Annotated in this window: 11 protein-coding genes and 1 pseudogene; 9 read left to right on the forward strand and 3 right to left on the reverse strand. The window is 43.4% G+C overall.

The window, feature by feature from the left end; genetic code table 11:
• Positions 1 to 18: 18 nt before the first annotated feature.
• The 6 genes and pseudogenes from PV783_RS18095 (at position 19) to PV783_RS18120 (ending at position 12837) form a co-directional block, all read left to right on the forward strand.
• Positions 19 to 8208, forward strand: a complete 8190-nt coding sequence (locus PV783_RS18095) for an RHS repeat-associated core domain-containing protein (RefSeq protein WP_420989054.1) — start codon at positions 19 to 21, stop codon at positions 8206 to 8208.
• Positions 8209 to 8246: 38 nt separating this feature from the next.
• Positions 8247 to 8966 (forward strand): hypothetical protein, encoded by a 720-nt coding sequence (locus PV783_RS18100; protein WP_420989055.1) that lies wholly within the window; start codon positions 8247 to 8249, stop codon positions 8964 to 8966.
• A gap of 895 nt (positions 8967 to 9861) precedes the next feature.
• Positions 9862 to 10335, forward strand: a pseudogene (locus tag PV783_RS18105) (RHS repeat domain-containing protein); the annotation flags it as partial.
• A gap of 536 nt (positions 10336 to 10871) precedes the next feature.
• Entirely contained in the window at positions 10872 to 11426 is a 555-nt protein-coding gene (locus PV783_RS18110; protein WP_420989056.1) for a hypothetical protein, read from the forward strand.
• Between the two features lie 31 nt (positions 11427 to 11457).
• Entirely contained in the window at positions 11458 to 12546 is a 1089-nt protein-coding gene (locus PV783_RS18115; protein ID WP_420989057.1) for an RHS repeat-associated core domain-containing protein, read from the forward strand.
• On the forward strand, positions 12547 to 12837 hold the full coding sequence (locus tag PV783_RS18120) for a hypothetical protein (protein ID WP_420989058.1): 291 nt from the start codon (positions 12547 to 12549) through the stop codon (positions 12835 to 12837). It abuts the gene before it with no gap.
• Between the two features lie 49 nt (positions 12838 to 12886).
• Here the strand turns inward: PV783_RS18120 and PV783_RS18125 are convergent, their stop codons facing one another.
• From PV783_RS18125 to PV783_RS18135, 3 genes are all read right to left on the reverse strand, one after another.
• Positions 12887 to 13114 (reverse strand): hypothetical protein, encoded by a 228-nt coding sequence (locus PV783_RS18125; protein ID WP_420989059.1) that lies wholly within the window; start codon positions 13112 to 13114, stop codon positions 12887 to 12889.
• Between the two features lie 102 nt (positions 13115 to 13216).
• Positions 13217 to 16789: a TraB/GumN family protein gene (locus tag PV783_RS18130; protein WP_420989060.1), complete on the reverse strand. Its 3573-nt coding sequence runs from the start codon at positions 16787 to 16789 to the stop codon at positions 13217 to 13219.
• 177 nt (positions 16790 to 16966) lie between these two features.
• Entirely contained in the window at positions 16967 to 18034 is a 1068-nt protein-coding gene (locus PV783_RS18135) for a 12-oxophytodienoate reductase (protein WP_420989061.1), read from the reverse strand.
• Positions 18035 to 18122: 88 nt separating this feature from the next.
• Between PV783_RS18135 and PV783_RS18140 the strand changes: the two genes are divergently transcribed.
• From PV783_RS18140 to PV783_RS18150, 3 genes are all read left to right on the forward strand, one after another.
• On the forward strand, positions 18123 to 18461 hold the full coding sequence (locus tag PV783_RS18140; protein WP_420989062.1) for a winged helix-turn-helix transcriptional regulator: 339 nt from the start codon (positions 18123 to 18125) through the stop codon (positions 18459 to 18461).
• A 298-nt stretch (positions 18462 to 18759) separates the two neighbouring features.
• Positions 18760 to 19353, forward strand: a complete 594-nt coding sequence (locus tag PV783_RS18145; RefSeq protein WP_079467655.1) for an RNA polymerase sigma factor — start codon at positions 18760 to 18762, stop codon at positions 19351 to 19353.
• A 117-nt stretch (positions 19354 to 19470) separates the two neighbouring features.
• A complete protein-coding gene (locus PV783_RS18150) occupies positions 19471 to 20478 on the forward strand; it encodes a FecR family protein (RefSeq protein WP_420989063.1) in 1008 nt (335 codons plus the stop codon).
• Positions 20479 to 20509 lie beyond the last annotated feature (31 nt).

Here is a 20509-nt window from a genome sequence, read left to right on the forward strand (position 1 = left end):
CCCTATTTAATGTTGAATATGCCTTTATTCAAATATTTTACCAGATCATCTGCCATAATACTGATTATGTTCCTGTTGTTATGTATTACAACAGGAAGAGCCCTGGCGGCCATAGAGCCCTATCAGCAGAAAATTCAGGGCGCCCTCAAAAAGGGCGATACCCTGGTGGTGAAAGATGAAAAATTCGAAAACCCTGCCTATAACTGGGACGCCATCCATAACAATTCTGTGCTGAACATGATTGTTTTTAAGCTTAACAATAATGATCTGGGAGGGATTAACAAGTCGTTTTCCTGTAAAACAGATCTGAAGGTGGAGTACTGGAGCCAGCCCGGACAGGAAGAACCTATTACCATAGAGCATGTAAAGCTTACCATCAACTACGACACTGCCACGGGTGCTGTATACCAGCAGATGGCGCAATACGACTTTAGTAATGCATATAAGATAAAGGTTTCTGTAAATGATATCAGTAGTGACGAGCTTAGTGAATTGCCCGCCATCTTTACGCTGGAGGCGCATGTTGTTGTAAACAGGGATTATTTACCGCAGAGTGGTAAAACCTTGATCCCTATGGTAGATATAGCAGAGGACGAGCAGCCGGCTATGCAGGGTATGAGTGCCATGAGCGCTATGACATCTGTTACACCCACAGCCAATTCCGTAAAGGTCAGCTGGGATCTGATACCGGGCGCACAGAAGTATGATCTTGAATGGACTTTTGTAGATGAAGAATCTGCTAACGGAGCTATTCTGGCGCAGGCAGGCAGCGGAGCTACCATGCAGATACTGGCGCCGATGTTCCGTAATAATTCCACACGTATTACGGTGGTGAATACCGATTATACGATCTCACTGGTGCATAACAGTAAGTACCTGCTTATCCGCATGCGTACGGTAGATGAAAGTGCTGGCTATCGGAACGAGGGCGCCTGGAGCTACCAGATTTCATCTGGTGGCGTTGTTTCACCGGCAGTGATAGTACTACCAACTACCTGGCATCAGCCAGGCTTAAACTGGCAGTATGATGCTACCTACGCGGAAGAAGGAAAGAAAAAAGAAGTGGTGAATTATTTTGATGGCACACTTCGCAACAGGCAAACGGTTACGGTAAACAATAGTGATAAAGTATCCATAGTACAGGAAAATATTTATGACCAGTATGGCCGGCCCGTGGCGAATATTTTGCCAGCCCCGACAAACTCCGGTATATTGAATTTTTTCCCCGATTTTAATATAAATCCTGCGGGAACTTCTTATAATGGCGCCAACGTATTTAAAGGCCTTACAGGCGCGTGTATCGGAATACCTGATTCTTTAAAAACCGGATGGGGTGCATCTAAGTACTATTCTATCAGTAACGGATTCCTCTCAACAGATCCATACGCGAAATATATTCCTGATGCAGAAAAGTACCCGCTGGCGGTAACGTCGTATACACCGGACAATACCGGCCGTATTGCGGTGAAAGGTGGCGTGGGACTTACGATGCAGCCTACTACAAATCTTGCTGTAAATCATACCACCCGTTATTATTATGGCAAGCCTGAACAATGGGAGCTTGATCGCCTGTTTGGTAATGATGCGGGTTATGCGGATCACTATCTGAAAAATATGGTGATAGATCCGAATGGCCAGATCAGTATATCCTATCAGAACGCCGCCGGAAAAACGGTAGCCACTGCGCTTACAGGTAGCACACCGGATACGTCGCTGCTGGCATTACCATCGAAACCGGCTGCTGTTAAGAAAAATATAGTATTGCTGCAGCCTGAGCGGTTTGTATTTGATGCCGGCACGCTGAAACTCACCGCTACTACCACCTATCTTGCTTCGGTGCCGGATCCAACGGCGTCTTTTACGTTTAGTATGGACAGGTTGATTAAGAAGTACACACAGGGTGGTGTAACTATTTGCAGCAATTGTTACTATGATGTAAAGGTCATTGTAAATGATGATTGCAATAACCGGATACTGAATATGGCCAATGTAAAGCGGGGAAGTGCATTGTCGGATTGTAACCTTACATCTGCCAGTGATACCACTTTTACAGTAGCGCTGAATAAAATAGGGGAGTACTATATTACGTTTGAACTGGCGCTTAATCCAAATGTGATTGAGTATTACACGAATGATTTCGTTACGCGTAATACCAACCTTAAAACGCAGTTCCAGTTTGCGCTGGAACAGTTGAAGAAAGAAGATTTTACGGGATGTTTTTCGGAGTGCACCACCTGCCGGGAAATGCTGGGAACGAAGCCTGGATTCATGACAGCCCTGAAGATAAGGATCAGTCAGAATGGTATTGATACGGTAGCTAATCTTGCAGCGATCAATACCTGGGCCGGCGGACTGTATGATGCTTTATACAGTAATTGCCAGATGTTGCGAACTTCCTGTCTGGCATCTCCATGTGATAAATTAAGAAATATACTTTTAAATGATGTAAGTCCTGGTGGTCAATACGCGTTGTTTTCCAACGGTGTTCCATTGGAAACTAGTATAAATGTGATTAGTAAAAATTGGCGTAATCTGGATGTCTTTCCACCAAAAGAACCAGGAAGTACGGATTATGATGCCACTAAGTTTCAGTTACAGGATGGTTCTTACACATCTCCCTATGATGAGTCTTTTACGCTAGCCATGTTGGTGAACTACTGGAAGCCCGAATGGGCGGAGAAGTTCCTGTCTTATCATCCGGAGAAATGTGCGCTTACTTTCTGTGAAGCGATGAATGCGGATAAATCATGGGATCAGCGGATAGAAAAGATCTATACTACAACGGCAGATATTCCATCGATTAAAGCGGGCTTGCAGTACGACATCAACAATGGTTCCTGGTTGCTGGCTGCGGATCCTTTCTTTACCGGCAGTGGCGCGGGTACGGCCTATTATACTGCATTTAAAGCAGATCTGGATAATTATGCTGCAAACGTATTGCACATATCCGGTAGCGGCGTGAATAATAAAAGTTTGTCGCAATACGTGGATTATTTATTGTATTGCGGTGATGGTAAGGGAAATACCAACGTAAATGCAAGCACTGATTTAACAGTAAGATGGAATCAGTGTTCGCCGGTTGCCAGTTGCAGAATTCCTGACAAGCAATGGCAGACGTATGTTAGCCTGTACTTGGAGTTGAAAGAAAAATATTATCAACGTTTAAGAGACGCCAGTTACTGCCAGGGTATTTGCACGGTGGGCGCTTACCCGGTAATCAATCAGGGAAACAAGCCTACACCGCCTGTTCCATACAGGACCTGTGCTGATTTTAATTTGTCGATGTTCTCCCGGTCGGGTAATGTGGGAACGGTTACTACATGGCCACCTGCTAATATGCCAATACCTGCAGGGATTAGCATAACAATTACTTATTGGGTTGATGGGGGCACATTTTTCCCTTCTCACGACGAAGATGTTGTGTTTTCGGCAGCCTCTCCCGGACCAAAATCATTTGTACTGCAGAGTTCCAGCCAGGGATCTGAGAGAATCACAAGCGCCACGTATAGTTGTACAGGCACTCCCACCAACCCACCTTCACCCTGCGCAGTGGAGTATTGGGGAAAGAAGAGCCGTCTCAATAACTATCAATATAACGAAACATTATCGGTAGATACCGCTGCTTATCTGCCTGCTGCCAGGGATTCACTGAAGCTGCAGATACAGCGCTCCTGCGAAGTGAATGTGGATCTTCTGATGAAGAAACTGGAAGCATGTACGACCCTTCCTGCGGCGAATAAGACATTGCTGCGCACCCGTTTGATAGAGGTTTGTACTTTGGGTGGAGATGAAACGCATATAAATGGCTCCAGCAATGCGATGCCGGGAAAAGTAAATACCGATGGCGATGCTACCTTTGAGCAGGTATTGAAACGTTACCTGAGTCCTTCCGCTCTTAGTATGCTTTGCAATCCCTGGCTGGCAGATGGGCCTTATCCATACAACGTGAGTCCGCAAACTGTTACCAGGTCGGTGGGAGCTACTGATTCAACCATGTGCGCACGTTTGAACGCACTTAAACTGGAGCAGCAAAACACGCAGCCCGGCGTAACCTTTTTTAATTACCTGGTGGCGAAGTATGGCAGTGGGATGAACATCACATCTGCGGACCTCGATGCGCTCATGAAAGGGTGTAATAACTGCCGTTATTTACTCGACCGGGAAGTTACCTTACCGGTATTCCTGGATGGAACTACTAAGGGGTGTATTACTGCCACTGAGTTTTGGGCAGCCAGGGTTGCCTTTGCCGCATCGGTAGGAGCATTAGGAGATACTTCAGCTGTTGCCTATAAAAATGTATATCGTAACTATCTGAACCAACGTTGGGGTTTTTCACTGGCTTTTTCGGATTATGATAATTTCAGGAAATTATTACAGACAAGTCCTAATGCAACACTTTGTAATACCCCGGTATACAGCACTCTGCCGGCGGAGCCGTACGAATGCATGTATGACCTGGTTGACGGCGCAATAGAAGGCGCAAAAAGGTCTTACACGATGTACATAGATTCTGTGAAACAGGATTTCCGTAAGCAGTACATCGATATTTGCAGCGCTGTCCGTTCCAAAGTGTCACTCAACACCTCTCAGCAGATTTATCATTATACCTTATACTATTATGATCAGGCCGGAAATCTCCTGCGGACGGTTCCCCCGGAAGGAGTGGATGTGATAGAGGAACCGGAGCGACTTGATTGGGTTGATCGCTCAAGAAGGGCGGAGTATAGTCAGTGTACCTATAACGGACCACAACAAAATACTAATGAGGCGACCACACTCGACAGGCTTGGTACGGCGCTGACAGGCGCGAGCCAGTCGGTGGAAATGTGGCTGTATAATGCAGATGGAGGCGCAGCACAAGTGCTTGCCAATGCCGGCGACAAGGCTTATTTTAATGTTTGTATAGATGGTAGTTACCTGCATGCAGATGTGTATAAACTGGCGCCGCCGGTGGCCGGATCTGCAGAGATCACAGCTTCCAATAGTATAGATGTTAATATCAGCAGCTTACTGCCGCTCAATCCCTGGACACATGTGGTATTACAAGGCCCTGACCTTGATGAAAGCGGCGTTATCAGCGTATTTGTGAATGGGGTAAGTTGTCCTGCTGTGAGTAATGCCCCGCCGCTGGGTTGTGGCTGGGATATTACAGCGGCATCAACGGGAAGCGCCGTATTTGCGGAAAACCTCACTTACCTGAGACAGCTGAGAATGTACAAGCGTTTGATGTCCACTGCAGAAATTGCCGCTAATGCGAAAGAGAACTGCATGGGTATGGCAGCGGCCTATAGCGCCGTCCTTTTACAGGATACCATTAGCTGGGGAAGATTCAATACGCCATTGCCCGGAACAGCTACCACGCTGCCGGACGGAGGAACAACGGAGGTACAAACATCTGCTGTATATCCACGGCACCGCCTCAGTACAGATTACGCGTACAACTCCCTGGGTCAGGTGGTGCAGCAAAACTCACCGGATGCCAATACCAGCTATTTCTGGTACGACCAGAAAGGCCGTCTTTTCGCATCCCGTAATGCCAATCAGTACCTGGGAACCAATCAATATAGCTACACGGAATATGACAATCTTGGACGGATCACCGAAGTAGGGGAAAAGAAGAATGCGAATAGCCTCGGGTTACCGGCTTTTGTAGCTGATGCTACGGTAAATCTCTTTTTGGCCAGTGGAACTAATAGCCAGATTACCCGCACTTTCTATGATGTTGCACCACCGGATGCACTGTATCCGCAGGATAATCTCCGTAAACGTGTTTCTGGCAGTCATTACCTGGAAACAGAAGGAACTGTGGAGCAGGGATCTTACTATAGTTATGATGCGTTAGGTAATGTGAAAACACTTTGGCAGAAATTATACGGCTTACACGAAATAAAGAAAATCGACTACAACTATGACCTGGTGAGCGGTAAGGTGAATGCTGTCCGCTATCAGCAGGCCAAACCGGATCAGTTTTTCTATAACTACACCTATGATGCTGAAAACAGGCTGGTGGAAGCCAATACTGGTATTGCACACAGCGGCAACAACTGGACAATCCCCACTGCCGGTCTTGCTACGGATGCGCATTACTATTATTACAAACACGGACCACTTGCACGTGCCCGCATCGGTAAAAACAATGCACAGGGAATTGACTATGCCTACACGCTGCAGGGATGGCTTAAAACAATAAATGGTACTGGTCTTACACCTGCCAATGATATCGGGCTGGATGGACAATCAGGCAGCACTTTCGCCAAAGACGTGATGGCATATTCACTTGACTATTTTACAGGCGATTATAAGCCTATTGGCACCGGAGCCAATGCCCTCGCGGTAAAATATGCCGCCAGTGCCACCGACATCACCGGCCAGAATCTCTTTAACGGAAATATCAGTCGTACTACCGTAGCATTATCGAAATTAAACAGCGGTAACCCCGTTGGCTACAGTTACCGGTACGACCAGCTAAACCGCCTGATACGTATGCGTCAGCACCCGATAACGGGTACGGGTACGTGGGGATTATCGCAACGGATCGAGAACAATCAGGAAGACATCAGTTATGATGGTAATGGCAATATCCTTTCCTATTTCAGGAATGGTACCAGTGATGTATCCCTGCCAATGGATAATCTCAGCTATTATTACCCCAGAGATCAGGCCGGTAATCTTACTGCCAATACCTTACGTCATATAAAGGACGCGGTAGCTTCCAGTGCCTATAGTTCGGACCTCGATGGCATGCCTGACGACAATTATACTTATGATAAAATAGGCAATCTGATAAAAGATCAGAGCGCTTCCATCACAAATATTACCTGGTCTGTTTATGGTAAAATTAAAAGTATTACTTTTAGTGACGGTAGTTCTTTGATGTATAAATATGACGCTTCCGGTAACCGTATCTATAAAGAGTATACAAAAAGTGGTACTGTCAATAAAACCTGGTATGTAAGGGATGCACAAGGCAATTCCCTGGCGGTATATGGTAATAATGGCGGTACTCAAACCTACTGGAAAGAGCAACATCTTTACGGTAGCTCCAGACTAGGTATGTGGATGCCGGAAATCGCAGTGACAGGTACGGTTGGTAATGCCGCTACTGCATGGTCGCAGGTTAATTTAACCCGTTATGAATTGAATAATCACCTGGGGAATACGCTGGGCGTGATTTCAGATCAGCAGGTGAGTTTAAATGCGACGGTGTATAATATGTCTGACTATGCGCCGTTTGGTATGCAAATGGTGGGTAGGACGTGGAATTTGGGAGCGGGAAGGTATAGGTATGGGTTTAACGGGAAGGAGAATGATAATGAGGTGAAGGGAGAGGGGAATCAGCAGGATTATGGGATGAGGGTGTATGATCCGAGGGTGGGGAGGTTCTTATCAGTTGACCCATTGTCTCCGAAATATCCAATGCTTACGCCGTATCAGTTCGGAAGTAACAGACCTATAGATGGAATAGATCTGGATGGATTAGAATATATGAAAGCACCAAATCCCAAAGCAACTGCATTATTGATTGTAGGTACTTCAGTGACACAATCAGGATATCAATTTGGAGGATACTATGCTAAGGGTATGGAAAATAAGAATATCGACGTAATGATGGCTGGCAATATTCAGGATATTAGCAAATATTTAAAGGATGTTAATACTCAGTATCAAACAATGATTTTTGCAGATCACGGTGTTAGTTTTGAAAGTGCGGGGCAGACTTTGGGAGTACCAGGTTCTTATACTGCGTACAGAAAAAACGATTTATATAAAAATATAGATGATTTTCAGAGCCTAACGAAAAACCTGACAAGTACAGGAAGCATAGTACTAATGGGATGCTTTACTGGAGCTCCTCAATTAAGTGGTTCTGAATACTTGTCAACATTTGCTCAAATGACGGGAAGAGAGGTTATGGGGAACCAAGGAGAGAATACTTTGGGCTCTTGGAACGCTTTTAATTGGGTACCTACAGCAGCACCACCACCAGAACCCGCTCAAGGGGTGGCTCCTCCTCGCCATTATTTTTGGGCAAAGGAGAATTATAAGAAGTGGTCTCTGGCTAAGCCAGATGGATCTGTTAATACAAATTTTGGTAACGTTAGGTTAGATGAGAAAGGCGCGCCTCATAACGCTCCAGCTATCCCTCCCTTAAAACCTGAGAACAAACCATTACCGTCATTGCAAACTGTGTTAAAGGAAACGCAATGACGTGTTTTGATAGAATTTAAAATCATTTTAAAATAGGTATGAATTTTAATAAATATATCGCATTGGACAAAAAACATGTATTAATCTTCTTCTTAGCATCAGTATATGCTTTAGCATGTGGGCAACCTATTAAAAGTAGCAGCTTTTGTGGTTTTAATTATGCTCGACTATTACCTGATAAATCTTGTATTTCAGGGCTTGATATAAAAGCCGAGTATTCTAGTAACATAATGGTTTCTTTAGATTTCTATTTAAAAAATGAAAGGGTTCAACATGATACTGTTGTTAACATGTCAGGTACAGATTTTCTAATAAGTCAGTACAAAGTAGGTACTATGAATCTGACTAGAGTGTCGGCCATCCTACAAGATACAACACGTACGTTTGTTTTTCGTAAAGATGATAAGGCGTATAACCTGGTCCTCGTTGAAACAATGTTAGCTGATACTTGCATAAAAGTGGAATATGTCGATAGAGGAATGTTGGTAGTTCATGACTTGTATGGAGGCATTCTGCGCGGAATTAAATTCAGATATAGAGAGTTGATTTTTTTTAGTGACTATTTTACTATTAATTTTTTTTACAATTCTGAAGGATTAAACTATAAAATACATGAATATCACGCTTATTTACCTGGATACGGCATATTTGCATCAGAAATAATTCAGCAAAGTAATAATTCTATTTACCTCGATTTGCCATTGATTGAAGACAGAACTTTATTTTATTTGCACGGGAAATTAACGGTGCCCCAGTAGTAATTTTTTGAAAAGTTAAGAACAACATTACCTTTAGAATACTATGCTATTTATACAGGAATCTATACCAGTTTATCGAGGAATACTCAATATTAGTGGCTGGTAGGAGAGAAGTTGTCTGAGTTTCTTGATCTTGGCACTCGGCCCGTAATATACTTACCGGGAGTCTTCCATATGGAGATAAGGATGTGGATCACTCTTGAAAATCATGGGAATAACTGATGCCAAAAATAAAATAAAGATAAAAGGTAATCCTGGACACATTGTTGTAGATGGCTGGCTTAAGAAGTGGGCACTTGAGGAATGAATCGTTTAACTTGTTTATTCCAAATGAAAGTCCGTTACTACAACGGTAAAATTTTGCAATGAAATATTTTAAGCTGTTTTTTTTAATAATAAGCGTTAGTGTTTATTCTTGTGGATTGAGTGAGGTTGAAGCAAGAAAGAAATGTCATATTAATCAGATAGGAAGTATCTGTATAATGCTCAAAGTGACACATTGGGTCAAAAATCAAATGATTCTATGCAGTTTGCGGGGTTGTTAATTATCTTTCAGCCTGATTCTACGTTTCACACTAATAGGTTGGTTCCTTTTATAGAAGATACAGTAGGTGTTTGGGATGCAGGGACATGTGGGTTTGAAAGCTCCGGCAAATTGCGATTTAGAAATACACCTGTCGTTATAGACTTCTCTCCGTACAACAAGAATGATTCAATGTTTGCTATTATTGGATCTAATGGAGAAGATGGAAGACCTCAGTATTATTGGTTTAAAAAACAATAGTAATATGCTCACTCATGTTTCTGATTACTGCAAGCGATATTAAGGTCCCAAGTTGCGGTTGGCAGGTGAGGCCGTGGAGTTGGGTGCTGGGGGGTATATAGGTATGGGTTTAACGGGAAGGAGAATGATAATGAGGTGAAGGGAGAGGGGAATCAGCAGGATTATGGGATGCGAATCTACGATCCGCGTATCGCAAAATTCCTGAGCGTAGACCCATTATCAAAGAAATATCCTTGGTATACGCCATACCAGTTTGCAGGGAATACGCCAATACAGGCCATAGATCTTGATGGAGCTGAAGAGTGGATGATGCAGCAGGCATTTGCAACGAAGAGAAAAGCAGAGTTGAAGATTGCGCAGGCAGAGCAGATTGCTAGAGATAAGACGAGAATTCTTACAACGATCCCGGAAGCTCACATAATGATGAAAATCGATGGAGTTATACAGATGGGGCCGCAATCAGTTGTTTTAAAGAATGCTCGTATTTCGCAAGAACGATATAATGAAGCCCTTGCAGACGCCATTAGAAGTGGTCTTGGAGGATCTACTGGGTATCTTGTAGGAGGTGATAAAGGAGTGTTTTAAGGTAGTGGAGTGGATGGGGTTGCTATGTCATTTGCAGGTATTCCGCCAAGAAATTCTAGTGTATTCCCACATGCGATAGAGACTGAGCCTGTGAGGTTTAATTCAAATACTCAGGTAGGAGGTGGACAACCAGGTCTTATAATGAGTCATGAATCTGTTGCTGCTGGACTGCCGCCAGGATTCAATTATTTAGCTAATTCCAAAATATGGAGGACACAGCCACGTAATCTTGCAGAAAGTATAGCGATGAGCGCTGCGCAAAAAGGCGGAGGTAATCCTATTTTAGGAACCGGAACGGATAAGCCATTGACAGATCCATGATTAGCAGGATTTGATATTACAAAGTATTCGGTCGAATTAGACTATCACACTTCATTGGGGACGACTGTGAATACGGTTGTTCATTATCTCAAAAATAATCGGACAGGAACTTTGTTTGATTTCAAGTTTGATGATAGATCATTAAAGAAATCTGTCATGGTGCCTGAGTCTAATAAATCTTTTTATGGAGGCAATAACAAAAAAAGTAATTAATTATGTTGATAAGATTTCTAAAAAGTAAAGTTAACGAAGTGCTTGAAGATAGTAGCATTTATAATGTATCTGCTACAGAATTCTTGTTGAATGAAAAACTGTATACTGTATATGGAATTTATATTCATAATAATATTATCAAGTATGAGATTCTTTTCAATGTAGATTCATATACAAGGGGGTTTCCTAGTCATTTGTTTGAGGTCGTTGACGATCGTCTCTCAAGGTATTTTTGTTTTGGAAAAAGTTTGACTGGTGATGGCAAAGAAGTTATCTTAATTTCGTTTAGGGAATGGGTTGGAATTGAGAATCGTTTTTTTTATAATAATCTAGTTGAGGGTGCTCCAGTAGAGGTCGCGTTGTTTGAGAAGTATAAAAATCTGTTGGAGTTAGAATACCAAAATCCAAGAATTGAAGAGTCTGCGGCTTTACTAGATGGAATATCTTTAGAGTGTCCTATTTGTGAACATGTATGGGAGGAACAAAAGACTAATTTCGAAATGTGTAAGTGTCCCAAATGTAGTACAATTTTATTGAATCCGCTTTCGAGTATTTGAATGGAAAAAGTGTTTAAGACTTTCTTTTAAAATGATAAAGCCGGTCAATTTGGCTGGCTTTGTTGTGTGTAAAAATATTCTTTATGAGTATTTAGGAGCGAGCATTGGGGGACTATACCGTTATGGGTTTAATGGGAAGGAGAATGATAATGAAGTGAAGGGAGAGGGGAACCAGATAAATTATGGAATGCGGATTTACGATCCACGAATTGGTCGGTTCTTATCAGTAGATCCATTGCAGAAGCAGTATCCAGAGTTGACACCATATCAGTTTACAGCAAATAACCCTATTGAGAACGTTGATCTTGATGGTAAAGAGATTTATGATTATAGACTGGATTTAGATGATAAGGGACATAAAATCGGATTTGTATTTTTAGGTAAGAACGTTGGAGCACCTTTGGGGTGGACGATTTTCGACTTGTTCGGTATGAAAATTCCCTCCTTAGATGTATATCAGAGTGGGAAATTTGTAGGTACTTACTCCTTTAATACAGCAAGCCAAGGCGGCTTAAATGTTTTGAGGAAGGTTGCTTATGATGAGGATTACCGGAATGAATTTATGAATACTGTTCAAACCGACGGACAGAAACAAACTCAGCATGCAGAGGAAATTGGTAATACTGTAGCAGAAGGTTTTCAGACGGCGGCTACTGTTAATTATGCGATGAGCAGATCTCAGGCTGCGCCTCAAAGGACTACTAATGCTACCACTGTCACTAAACAAACAAATCAGCAAACAACAGCGGTACAAGGAGGTAATACTAATGCTGCCAAAGTTAATACTGAAAGCAATTCATTTACCAGAGTGGGAAGATGGATGCAAGCTAAAGAATATGAGGCTATGAAGTCTACAGGAAGAATACAGGAAGGAGCAGGAGGGATGACCTTTACTGCTACTAGCGGGCCAGCTTCTTTTAGAAAGCAGGCGGGACCGGATTCTGTATATGTAGAGTTTGATGTACCTACTAATAGTTTACTTCAAGGAGGTCAGGCTGATTGGTTTAAAACGATCGGAGGTGGAGCTAATGCGGCTATGAAATATCAATTGAAGAAGCAAGGAGGCATGCTGAATCCGGAGGTTAAAAATATTTCTGAAGTTAAAGAAAAAAAGGATTAGATGGATTTTATTGAGTTTTTAGAAAAGGAGTTTTTATATCTAGTAAACAGAGATACGATCATTAGTATCAGGAGGGATAGTAGTGATTCTAATAATCTAGGTGTTTTAACAGGAGTTGATTTAGACTCATCGAAATTTAGTGGTTATATTTACTTTTGGAGTAAAGGTTTTTTAGATTATGCTTTGTATAATATTAAAGAAGACAGAGAAGAGATACCTACCAGGATTGTAGAGACTGATGACTATCAACAGTTAGATTTAATTAGGAGTATCGTTAAATATTTTCAATAGGAAAGGCATTTGCACATAAATAATAAACCCGGTCAATCGACCGGGTTTATTATTTATGTGCAAATGCCTTTTTAGTTCTGGCGTTCTGTAGCAGACTATCAATAGTATATAAAATACAGCGTTTATCTTCTTCAGGCAATGAGCTGATCTCATTAAGTCGCTGCAACATAGCAGGATCTTTAAACGTATTACTGTTGGCAGCTTCGCCCAGTAAGTAACCCACGGTTGTTTCCAGGAGTCGGGCTAAGGTTTTAGCGACTTCAATGGACGGCAACATCTCATCACATTCATACTTACAAATTTCAAAATCGTTGCATGCTGAAATAAAATAGCCTGGTCATTGACCAGGCTATCCCGTTTTAATGCAATATAAAAAGCCTCAATCCTCTTCCAAATACTCTTTATAAGCTTTCACTGCCTCAGCATTGAGTTTTGCTTTATTCCCGACGGTACTTTTCCCTTCAATCCAATGCATTAGCTGCGGCTCAAAATTGATCTTAGCAGGATCCGTCGGGTGTGGGCCGTTCAAAACATATTCCCAGTCTTCACTTTCATCTGTTTTGAAACGGTACAATATCATTGACACGGTGGGGTGTGCCTTCACGCGGGACACCTGCTCGATAGCTGTTACGTTATAGTCGTCGCTCAGGTAATAGGAGACGTAGCTGCGTCCTACAAGCTCCTGGGTAAGCAGGTGACGGATATGCGACAACTGTTTTTGTTGCTCTAATGCCTGAATGAATGGATATGCTTCGCTATGATCCGTGAGAATTTTGCGAAGGATATTATCGTTTACCTTGATGCCCTGGCTTATTAACCCACGTGCTCCCAGGGCACGCAGCGACATGGTAGTATCTGCCAGTAGCTCACGGAAGCTTTCAACAGCGGAAGAAGGCATGCCTGGTAGTGCTAGTATCCGGCCTGTACGCAGTAAGTCGTTTTGCCAATACCAGCTGCTGTCTGAATCTGGTTGCCGGTTCTTCCATTGTTTTAATTGTTGTTTAAACAGTTGTGTTATACCGGGCAGGAGACGGTCGAGTTTATATTGTGTGAGCTGAGGAGAACGCCATATAGAATCGTCGCTGGTATACGCAGTAAAGGCATACAGAAAGCTCTCCGAACGGCTGGCAGTATTAATCATGGCGGGGAGGTATTGCAGATATAGACTGTCATCCCTGAATGAGAAAGCAAAAATATTCCGGGGAAACGAAGTGCCAACCGGTAGTTCCGGCGCCAAACGCAGAAAGGTGAGAATGGCGGAATCCGAAGAAATACTGGTCAGGAAGCGCAGTATATTTTTACGTTGCGGAACACTCTCTGTGGTAACGAATAATTTCTCGGCTGCATGCACCACGGCGTCGCTGGTTGCATTTTCCAGTGAAAGCAACAACTGGACTTTAGCGTTACTGATACCGGTATCGGCCGGGAAAGGCTTGTCTAGTGCATTTATAATCGGTCCGGTATCCGAGCTGTCGGGGTGAAGGTGTTTCAGGTAAGCGTTGGCCTTATTGAATATTGAAGTATCGGCACTTTGTAGATCCATCAACAGTCTGGAGAGCTTTTTCTGCTGAAGCTGCAGAGTATCTGTCTGGCTGGGATGAAAAGAAGAAAAATATTGCTGTGCATACCCGGTGCCTGCCAGTTCTTCTGGGACAATGGCTGATAACCGGTAAATGCTATGTCCGGCAACCACTGCTTTCCGGTAAAACCGTAAGCCGGTATTCCGGTGTTTCAGATCAGCCTCATATATAGACAAACCATCCTGGGAGTACTTTCGACTGCCGATTATAATAAAGGTCGTGTCTATGTTAAACATATACGTTTTCAGGAGGCTGTCAGGTTCGTTATGATAGTAAGGGGAATATTTTTCTGTTTCTATTATATACATTGAATGAGAAGCACTATCCATAGACGTATAATAATTAACATCAACAAGAGATGATCCATATTGACGTTCGAGAGGTCCACCGGTAAACTTGTCCGGTCCGGTTATTATAAAACTGCTATCTGCAGGTACAAAGGCTATGACCGGGGCTTGTGACTGTAATGGAAGTATGTGAAAAGCCTGGAGGTAACGTTGCCAGTAGCTGCGATCTGTATGAGCGGTATCATAAGTTGTCATCAGGCAGTAGGCAAGATTGCCACGGGGAATATAGTGCAAACGGGAAACAAAGCTATTGTTATGCCGATAAGTAAGCTGGTATTGGGGGAAACCGTCTTTTTCCGTTAAAACAGAGTCGGTCAGTTGTAATGTGCTGTCTTGCCGGAGTATTGATGCACGAAGGTATTCCAGCACCTGTTTATCATCAATATTATAATAACCCCGTTGCATTTTTTCTATACGCAATACATAAGAGATTTTATGGGCGTTATCTAATGCAGAATATACTTCTTCGGGGCGCATACCTTCCTTCATACCCACGTGGATATGATTGTGCTCCGATGGCAGAAGCATAGAGAAACCAAGCTTTGGTTGATATAACGTATCATATACCGTTTCAGGCCGCACAATATCATAGAAACGCACAGACCGGAAAAAGTCTTTTCTATCACTGCTGTCAGCTTTCTGGGAACTGTGCATAAATAGAAACGCCCTGTTGCTGATGATAAAGACACGTATATAAAAAGGTACGTCTTTTTGTAATAAGACTGCCTCTGTACCTGATATGTTGCGGTATGTGATAGGATAGGATTTTTGCAATACAGCATTATCCTGTGCTGCCATGTTGGCGATCATGGACTGCACCAATTGACGACGGTCAGTTGCCAGTTGAGGAATATCCATGGAAAAGGCAATCCCGGCTTCTGCTTCATTGCCTCCGAGGAACATTTTACCGTTTACACCCGGTAAAGGATATACCACAGGAACACCAGGCAATACAACGCTGTAACCATTTGCAATCCTGTTCAAGGAATATCCTTTCAGGCTGTCCAGCTGTTGTCGTTGGCGGCGTGTTTCGCCAGTAAATTTGGCACTTACCGGAGAAACAGAATATCCATTCTCCCGAAGTAACGATAACATACCTTTTTCACCAGGTAAATGGGCTACACCTACAGCGGCGAAAACACTGCTTTTGTTAAGCATTGAAACAAGATTGGTCACCATTTCCTTGTTCCGGACTTCCAGGCTGGGTCCATCTTCAGGGTCTTTCCAACCATCCACAAGTGTTGATATTTTCCGGAGATCGCCTTCATAATAGAGGTCTGCGAGTTCATTGAGATGGCTTACCCGTGCTTCGAGCCGGTCGGTTCGGTCTTGCGCATCACCTTGACCGGCAGGCTGGTAACCAATGCTCCACAGGAATATTTCTTTTTGCGCTTCCGAAACGTTCGCGCTCATAACGCCTAGCTGGTTCTGGATCTTTTCGAGGCTATGCACCGGTTTATTAAGCCTGGTGGCTTTCTGATGCAACCAGCCATCCAGGAATATATTTTCTGGTTTTTGGCCCGGAGCTGCATTTTTATTGAGTTCTTCCTCTTCATCAACGAGCAACTTTTCGATGAACCACAAACGCTTTAATTTCAGTTGGTCAAGGGAAGAGCCGGTTTTATCTTTTACCAGGCTGTCTACATAGTGGTACTCCTCAGTGTTCAGTAAGTGCCGCATATGGTTAACAGTATCCTGTAAGGGACCTCCGGGAGACAACATGTATGTCATCATTGAATCCATATCCACCTCCATGGCAAAAGCTGAAGTGTTGCGTAATGCTGTAAGCACGGAGTCGCTAAACTCAAATACGCGCCTATCAGTAAGGTGCATGGTGCCAAACAGGTAAGAGGGAGCCTGAAGGCCGGGTCCATCAATACGCCAAAGCAGTTGGTAATTTGCCCTGTTATTGGATTGGGCGTTTAAAAAAGCTGTTTGCATAAGCAGGGCTAACAGCAGGGTTATTGTTACGGGAACAAAGTGTCCGGCGTTTCGGGGCCGGCGCCAGGTACAGGAATTAAACATGGCGCAAATTTAATAACGCCGCGGCATGTTTGGAATCGAATAAAAGTTGTATTTAAGAGATTTTATTTACTATTAAATGAGGATGTTCGTTGCATACATGAGAAAAACCGGTCATTGACCCGGTTTTTCTCATGTATGCAACGAACGCTTTCTTATGTTCTATATCTGCAGCCTCCCTCAATACACCCTCCCCATGCTCGCCGCATCAAACGCCATCAGCTGATCAAACTGTTCCTCCTTCACTTTCTTCACCCAGTTAGGATCCTGCAAAATAGATCTCCCCACTGCCACCAGGTCAAAATCGCCCCGTTGAAAGCGGCGCTCCAGTTCACGCATATCCGTAACCACTTCTGAACCCTCACCGGAAAAAGCGCCCATTACATCACCGGCAAGGCCCACGGAGCCAACGGTGATGGTAGGCTGACCGCTTACTTTTTTAATCCAGCCGGCTAAATTGAGATCGGAGCCTTCAAACTCTGGTTCCCAGTATCTTCTTTGTGAGGCGTGGAAGATGTCTACGCCTGCTTCTGCCAGTGGAATGATCCAGTCTTCCATTTCTTTTGGGTTGTGCACCAGTTTTGCGTTATAGTCGGTGGCTTTCCATTGTGATACGCGCAGGATGATCACGAGGTCGGGGCCTGCGGCGGCTCTTATGGCTTTTATGATGGCGGTTGCAAAGCGGCTTCTTTCTTTGATGGTTTTGCCGCCGTAGTCGTCGGTGCGTGGGTTGGTTTTGTCCCAGAAAAATTCATCGATGAGGTAGGCGTGTGCGCCGTGAAGCTCTATGGCGTCGAATCCGGCTTCCTGGGCCGATTTAGCGGCGCTGGCAAATGCGGCGATGGTGGCTTCGATATCACCGACCGACATAGTAGAAGGATTTTCTTTGGGCGCGGGTGGCATCCATCCCGTCATGCCGGGGGCGTCGCCGGTATGCCATATCTGTGGCGCAATAACACCATGTTGCGCATGTACGTGCTCTACTACATTTTTCCATGCTGCCAGTGCGGCGGCGCCATAAAAATTGGGAATGTCTTTTTCATTCTTCGATGCCGGGCGGTCGATCACGGTTCCTTCGGTGAGGATCAGTCCTACTTCGCCGGCAGCGCGGCGGGCATAATAGTCGGCTACTGCCTGGGTGGGAATGCCATCCGGCGATGCCATGCGTGTCATGGGCGCCATCACAAAACGATTTTTCAGGTGCAGACCTTTGTATTGAAACGGTGTAAAAAACGATGCGTAATTCATTGAGTATATCTTTTACGCAAAGCAACAACCAAATGCGTAATTTTACAGCGGCTTAGGATCAATACCAGTAACCATAAGGTAAGTACAAATGAAACAAAAGACGTTCAGCAAATACAGTGATTGCCCGAATAAACGGTCAAAATCAATTATCGGCTCCCGGTGGAAACCCATTATTATTTATGCCTTACGCAAGCGTAAAATCCGCTTCGGACAACTACATGCTATTGTAGGGGATATTTCTGCAAAGGTGTTTGCAAAATGTCTGAAAGAGCTGGAAGCAGATGAGATTATTGTTCGTGAAACATTCATGGATACGCCTGGACGTGTAGAATACAGCCTTACTCCAAAAGGTGTGGCACTGGTGCCCATTATTGTATCCCTGTTGCAGTGGGAGTGGAAACACTATGAGATGAACCAGCCTTCATAACCCCAACATATTAGTAATTATCGCCCTGTTTTCACTTCGTACAGAAGCTACCTGTACCAGAAATTTCTATTCCCATCTTTCCCATAAGGCTGTAAAATCAATACCAGCAAACGTTTTCCCAGCTCTTTACCGGTGTGTAATAATTTATAATTATAGCTAATACGAATTTATTTATAAAATAATAATATTTGTTACTAATTTATGCAGCAAAATAGATGGCCATTGCCTTTGGGAGACCTGGCTTTTTTCTAGCCATATAAATTGTATTCCACGATATGATTTATATAAAAGAAGAGATATGAATATACCAGATGCTGAATTAGTAGTGCGGTTACAAAACCACGAAGTAAGCGCCTTTGATAGTTTGTATTGGAAGTATCACGGGGCCGTATACCGGAATATTTTCAAGTTTGTGAAAGATGATGTGGTTACAGAAGATATTCTCCAGGATGTTTTCGCACGCCTGTGGGAAAAGCGACAGGATATCGAACCAGACCAGTCTGTAAGTGGTTGGTTGTTTGTTATCAGTTTTAATATGTGTGTATCTTTTGTAAGGAAAAAGCTGCGTGAACAGGCTTTCCACAAAAACATCTTCCAAACCGACGCCGATGATGCGGTAGCCATCGAGCGTAAAAACATCGACGAAGAACAATATCATTTGCTGGAACAGGCGATTTCAAAACTATCTCCTAAAAAAAGAACAATAGTAACAAGATGTAAACTGGAAGGTAAAACCTATGAAGAAGTAGCCAATGAACTGAACATCTCCCGTAATACTGTAAAAGAACACCTGTCTGCCGCCATGATCAAGCTAAACGACTATATGCAACGTAACGGCGACCGTAAGTATATTGTGCTCCTGATGCTGTTCCTGAACTACCATGATTCATAAATAAACGAACCTATTTCATATTATCTTTTAATTAATATTTTGTTTTTTCAAAAAAAGTTCAAAAAGAACCCACCCTTTTTTATTAACTGCGCGTATTTAGATTAAACCATCACGCTAGTGCCCAACAGAAAGGAATATCTCAAACAGCTGTTAAGTAAAGATCAATGGACTGCCACAGAGCAGGAGTGGATGGTAGAATACCTCGATGCCAATGATTTTTCCGAACTGGAAACAGTAGCCGCCGAATATTTTGAGGCCGACCTCCTAACGGCAAAGCATATATTAGATAAACGCCTGTCGGACAGGATGTTGAATAACATTCACCAGCGTATAGGCGTTGCAGATAGTTCTTTCAAAGGTATTTTCCGGTTGTTCAAACACAAAGCCGCAGCGGCAGCCGCTGTATTACTGCTGGCAGGAGCCGCCTGGTATATGTTGCTCCACGACCGCGTAAAACAAAAGGTATTTGCCACCACATCAGAACGGCAAACCGTGAAATTACCCGACGGTTCAGTGGTACACCTCGAGAAAGGCTCCAGTATCACCTACCCGGAAGTATTTGATAAAAAAAATCGTGAAGTAATATTAAAAGGAGAAGCTTTCTTTGAAATCAACCATGATGCGAAACATCCTTTTATCATCTCCTCTTCGCTGATCAACACTACCGTACTGGGTACCTCCTTTAACATGGAAGTACACGAAGGCAACGCCGCCAGGGTAGTAGTGGTATCAGGAATGGTACAGGTGAACACCCGTGAAGGCAAACCGCATAAAAATGGCCAACTGGTATTAACAGCCAACAAAAGCGCGGTATACAACCCGGCCTCGCAAGACTTGCTGCTACAGGATGGAACAGAAGATGCAATATTCTTTGCCCAGAAAATGAGCGGCAAATTCATTTATAAGGGAGATCCTTTGTCCAAAGTGGCAACAGACCTGCAGCGATATTATAACGTGCCGGTAATAACCGACCAAAAATCGGCACAGTGCAGGTTCTACGGATCTTTTAACACAGTGGACGATTTAGATAAAGCACTTGCATTGATTGCTTTTTCATTAGATGCCAGAGTCAAAAAAGATAATATCAATAAAGGATATATCATCGTTGGTGGGAACTGTAGGTAATAAATAACGACCGCTATATCGTTAACCAAAC

It is taken from the genome of Chitinophaga sp. CC14, assembly GCF_048957795.1.
Classification (GTDB): domain Bacteria; phylum Bacteroidota; class Bacteroidia; order Chitinophagales; family Chitinophagaceae; genus Chitinophaga; species Chitinophaga ginsengisegetis.

Excerpts from the sequence above, each read along its gene's own strand:
- PV783_RS18095 (WP_420989054.1), top strand. The coding sequence starts at position 19 with ATGCCTTTATTCAAATATTTTACCAGATCATCTGCCATAATACTGATT.
- PV783_RS18100 (WP_420989055.1), top strand. The coding sequence starts at position 8,247 with ATGAATTTTAATAAATATATCGCATTGGACAAAAAACATGTATTAATC.
- PV783_RS18110 (WP_420989056.1), top strand. The coding sequence starts at position 10,872 with ATGTTGATAAGATTTCTAAAAAGTAAAGTTAACGAAGTGCTTGAAGAT.
- PV783_RS18115 (WP_420989057.1), top strand. The coding sequence starts at position 11,458 with ATGATAAAGCCGGTCAATTTGGCTGGCTTTGTTGTGTGTAAAAATATT.
- PV783_RS18120 (WP_420989058.1), top strand. The coding sequence starts at position 12,547 with ATGGATTTTATTGAGTTTTTAGAAAAGGAGTTTTTATATCTAGTAAAC.
- PV783_RS18125 (WP_420989059.1), bottom strand. The coding sequence starts at position 13,114 with ATGTTGCCGTCCATTGAAGTCGCTAAAACCTTAGCCCGACTCCTGGAA.
- PV783_RS18130 (WP_420989060.1), bottom strand. The coding sequence starts at position 16,789 with ATGTTTAATTCCTGTACCTGGCGCCGGCCCCGAAACGCCGGACACTTT.
- PV783_RS18135 (WP_420989061.1), bottom strand. The coding sequence starts at position 18,034 with ATGAATTACGCATCGTTTTTTACACCGTTTCAATACAAAGGTCTGCAC.
- PV783_RS18140 (WP_420989062.1), top strand. The coding sequence starts at position 18,123 with ATGAAACAAAAGACGTTCAGCAAATACAGTGATTGCCCGAATAAACGG.
- PV783_RS18145 (WP_079467655.1), top strand. The coding sequence starts at position 18,760 with ATGAATATACCAGATGCTGAATTAGTAGTGCGGTTACAAAACCACGAA.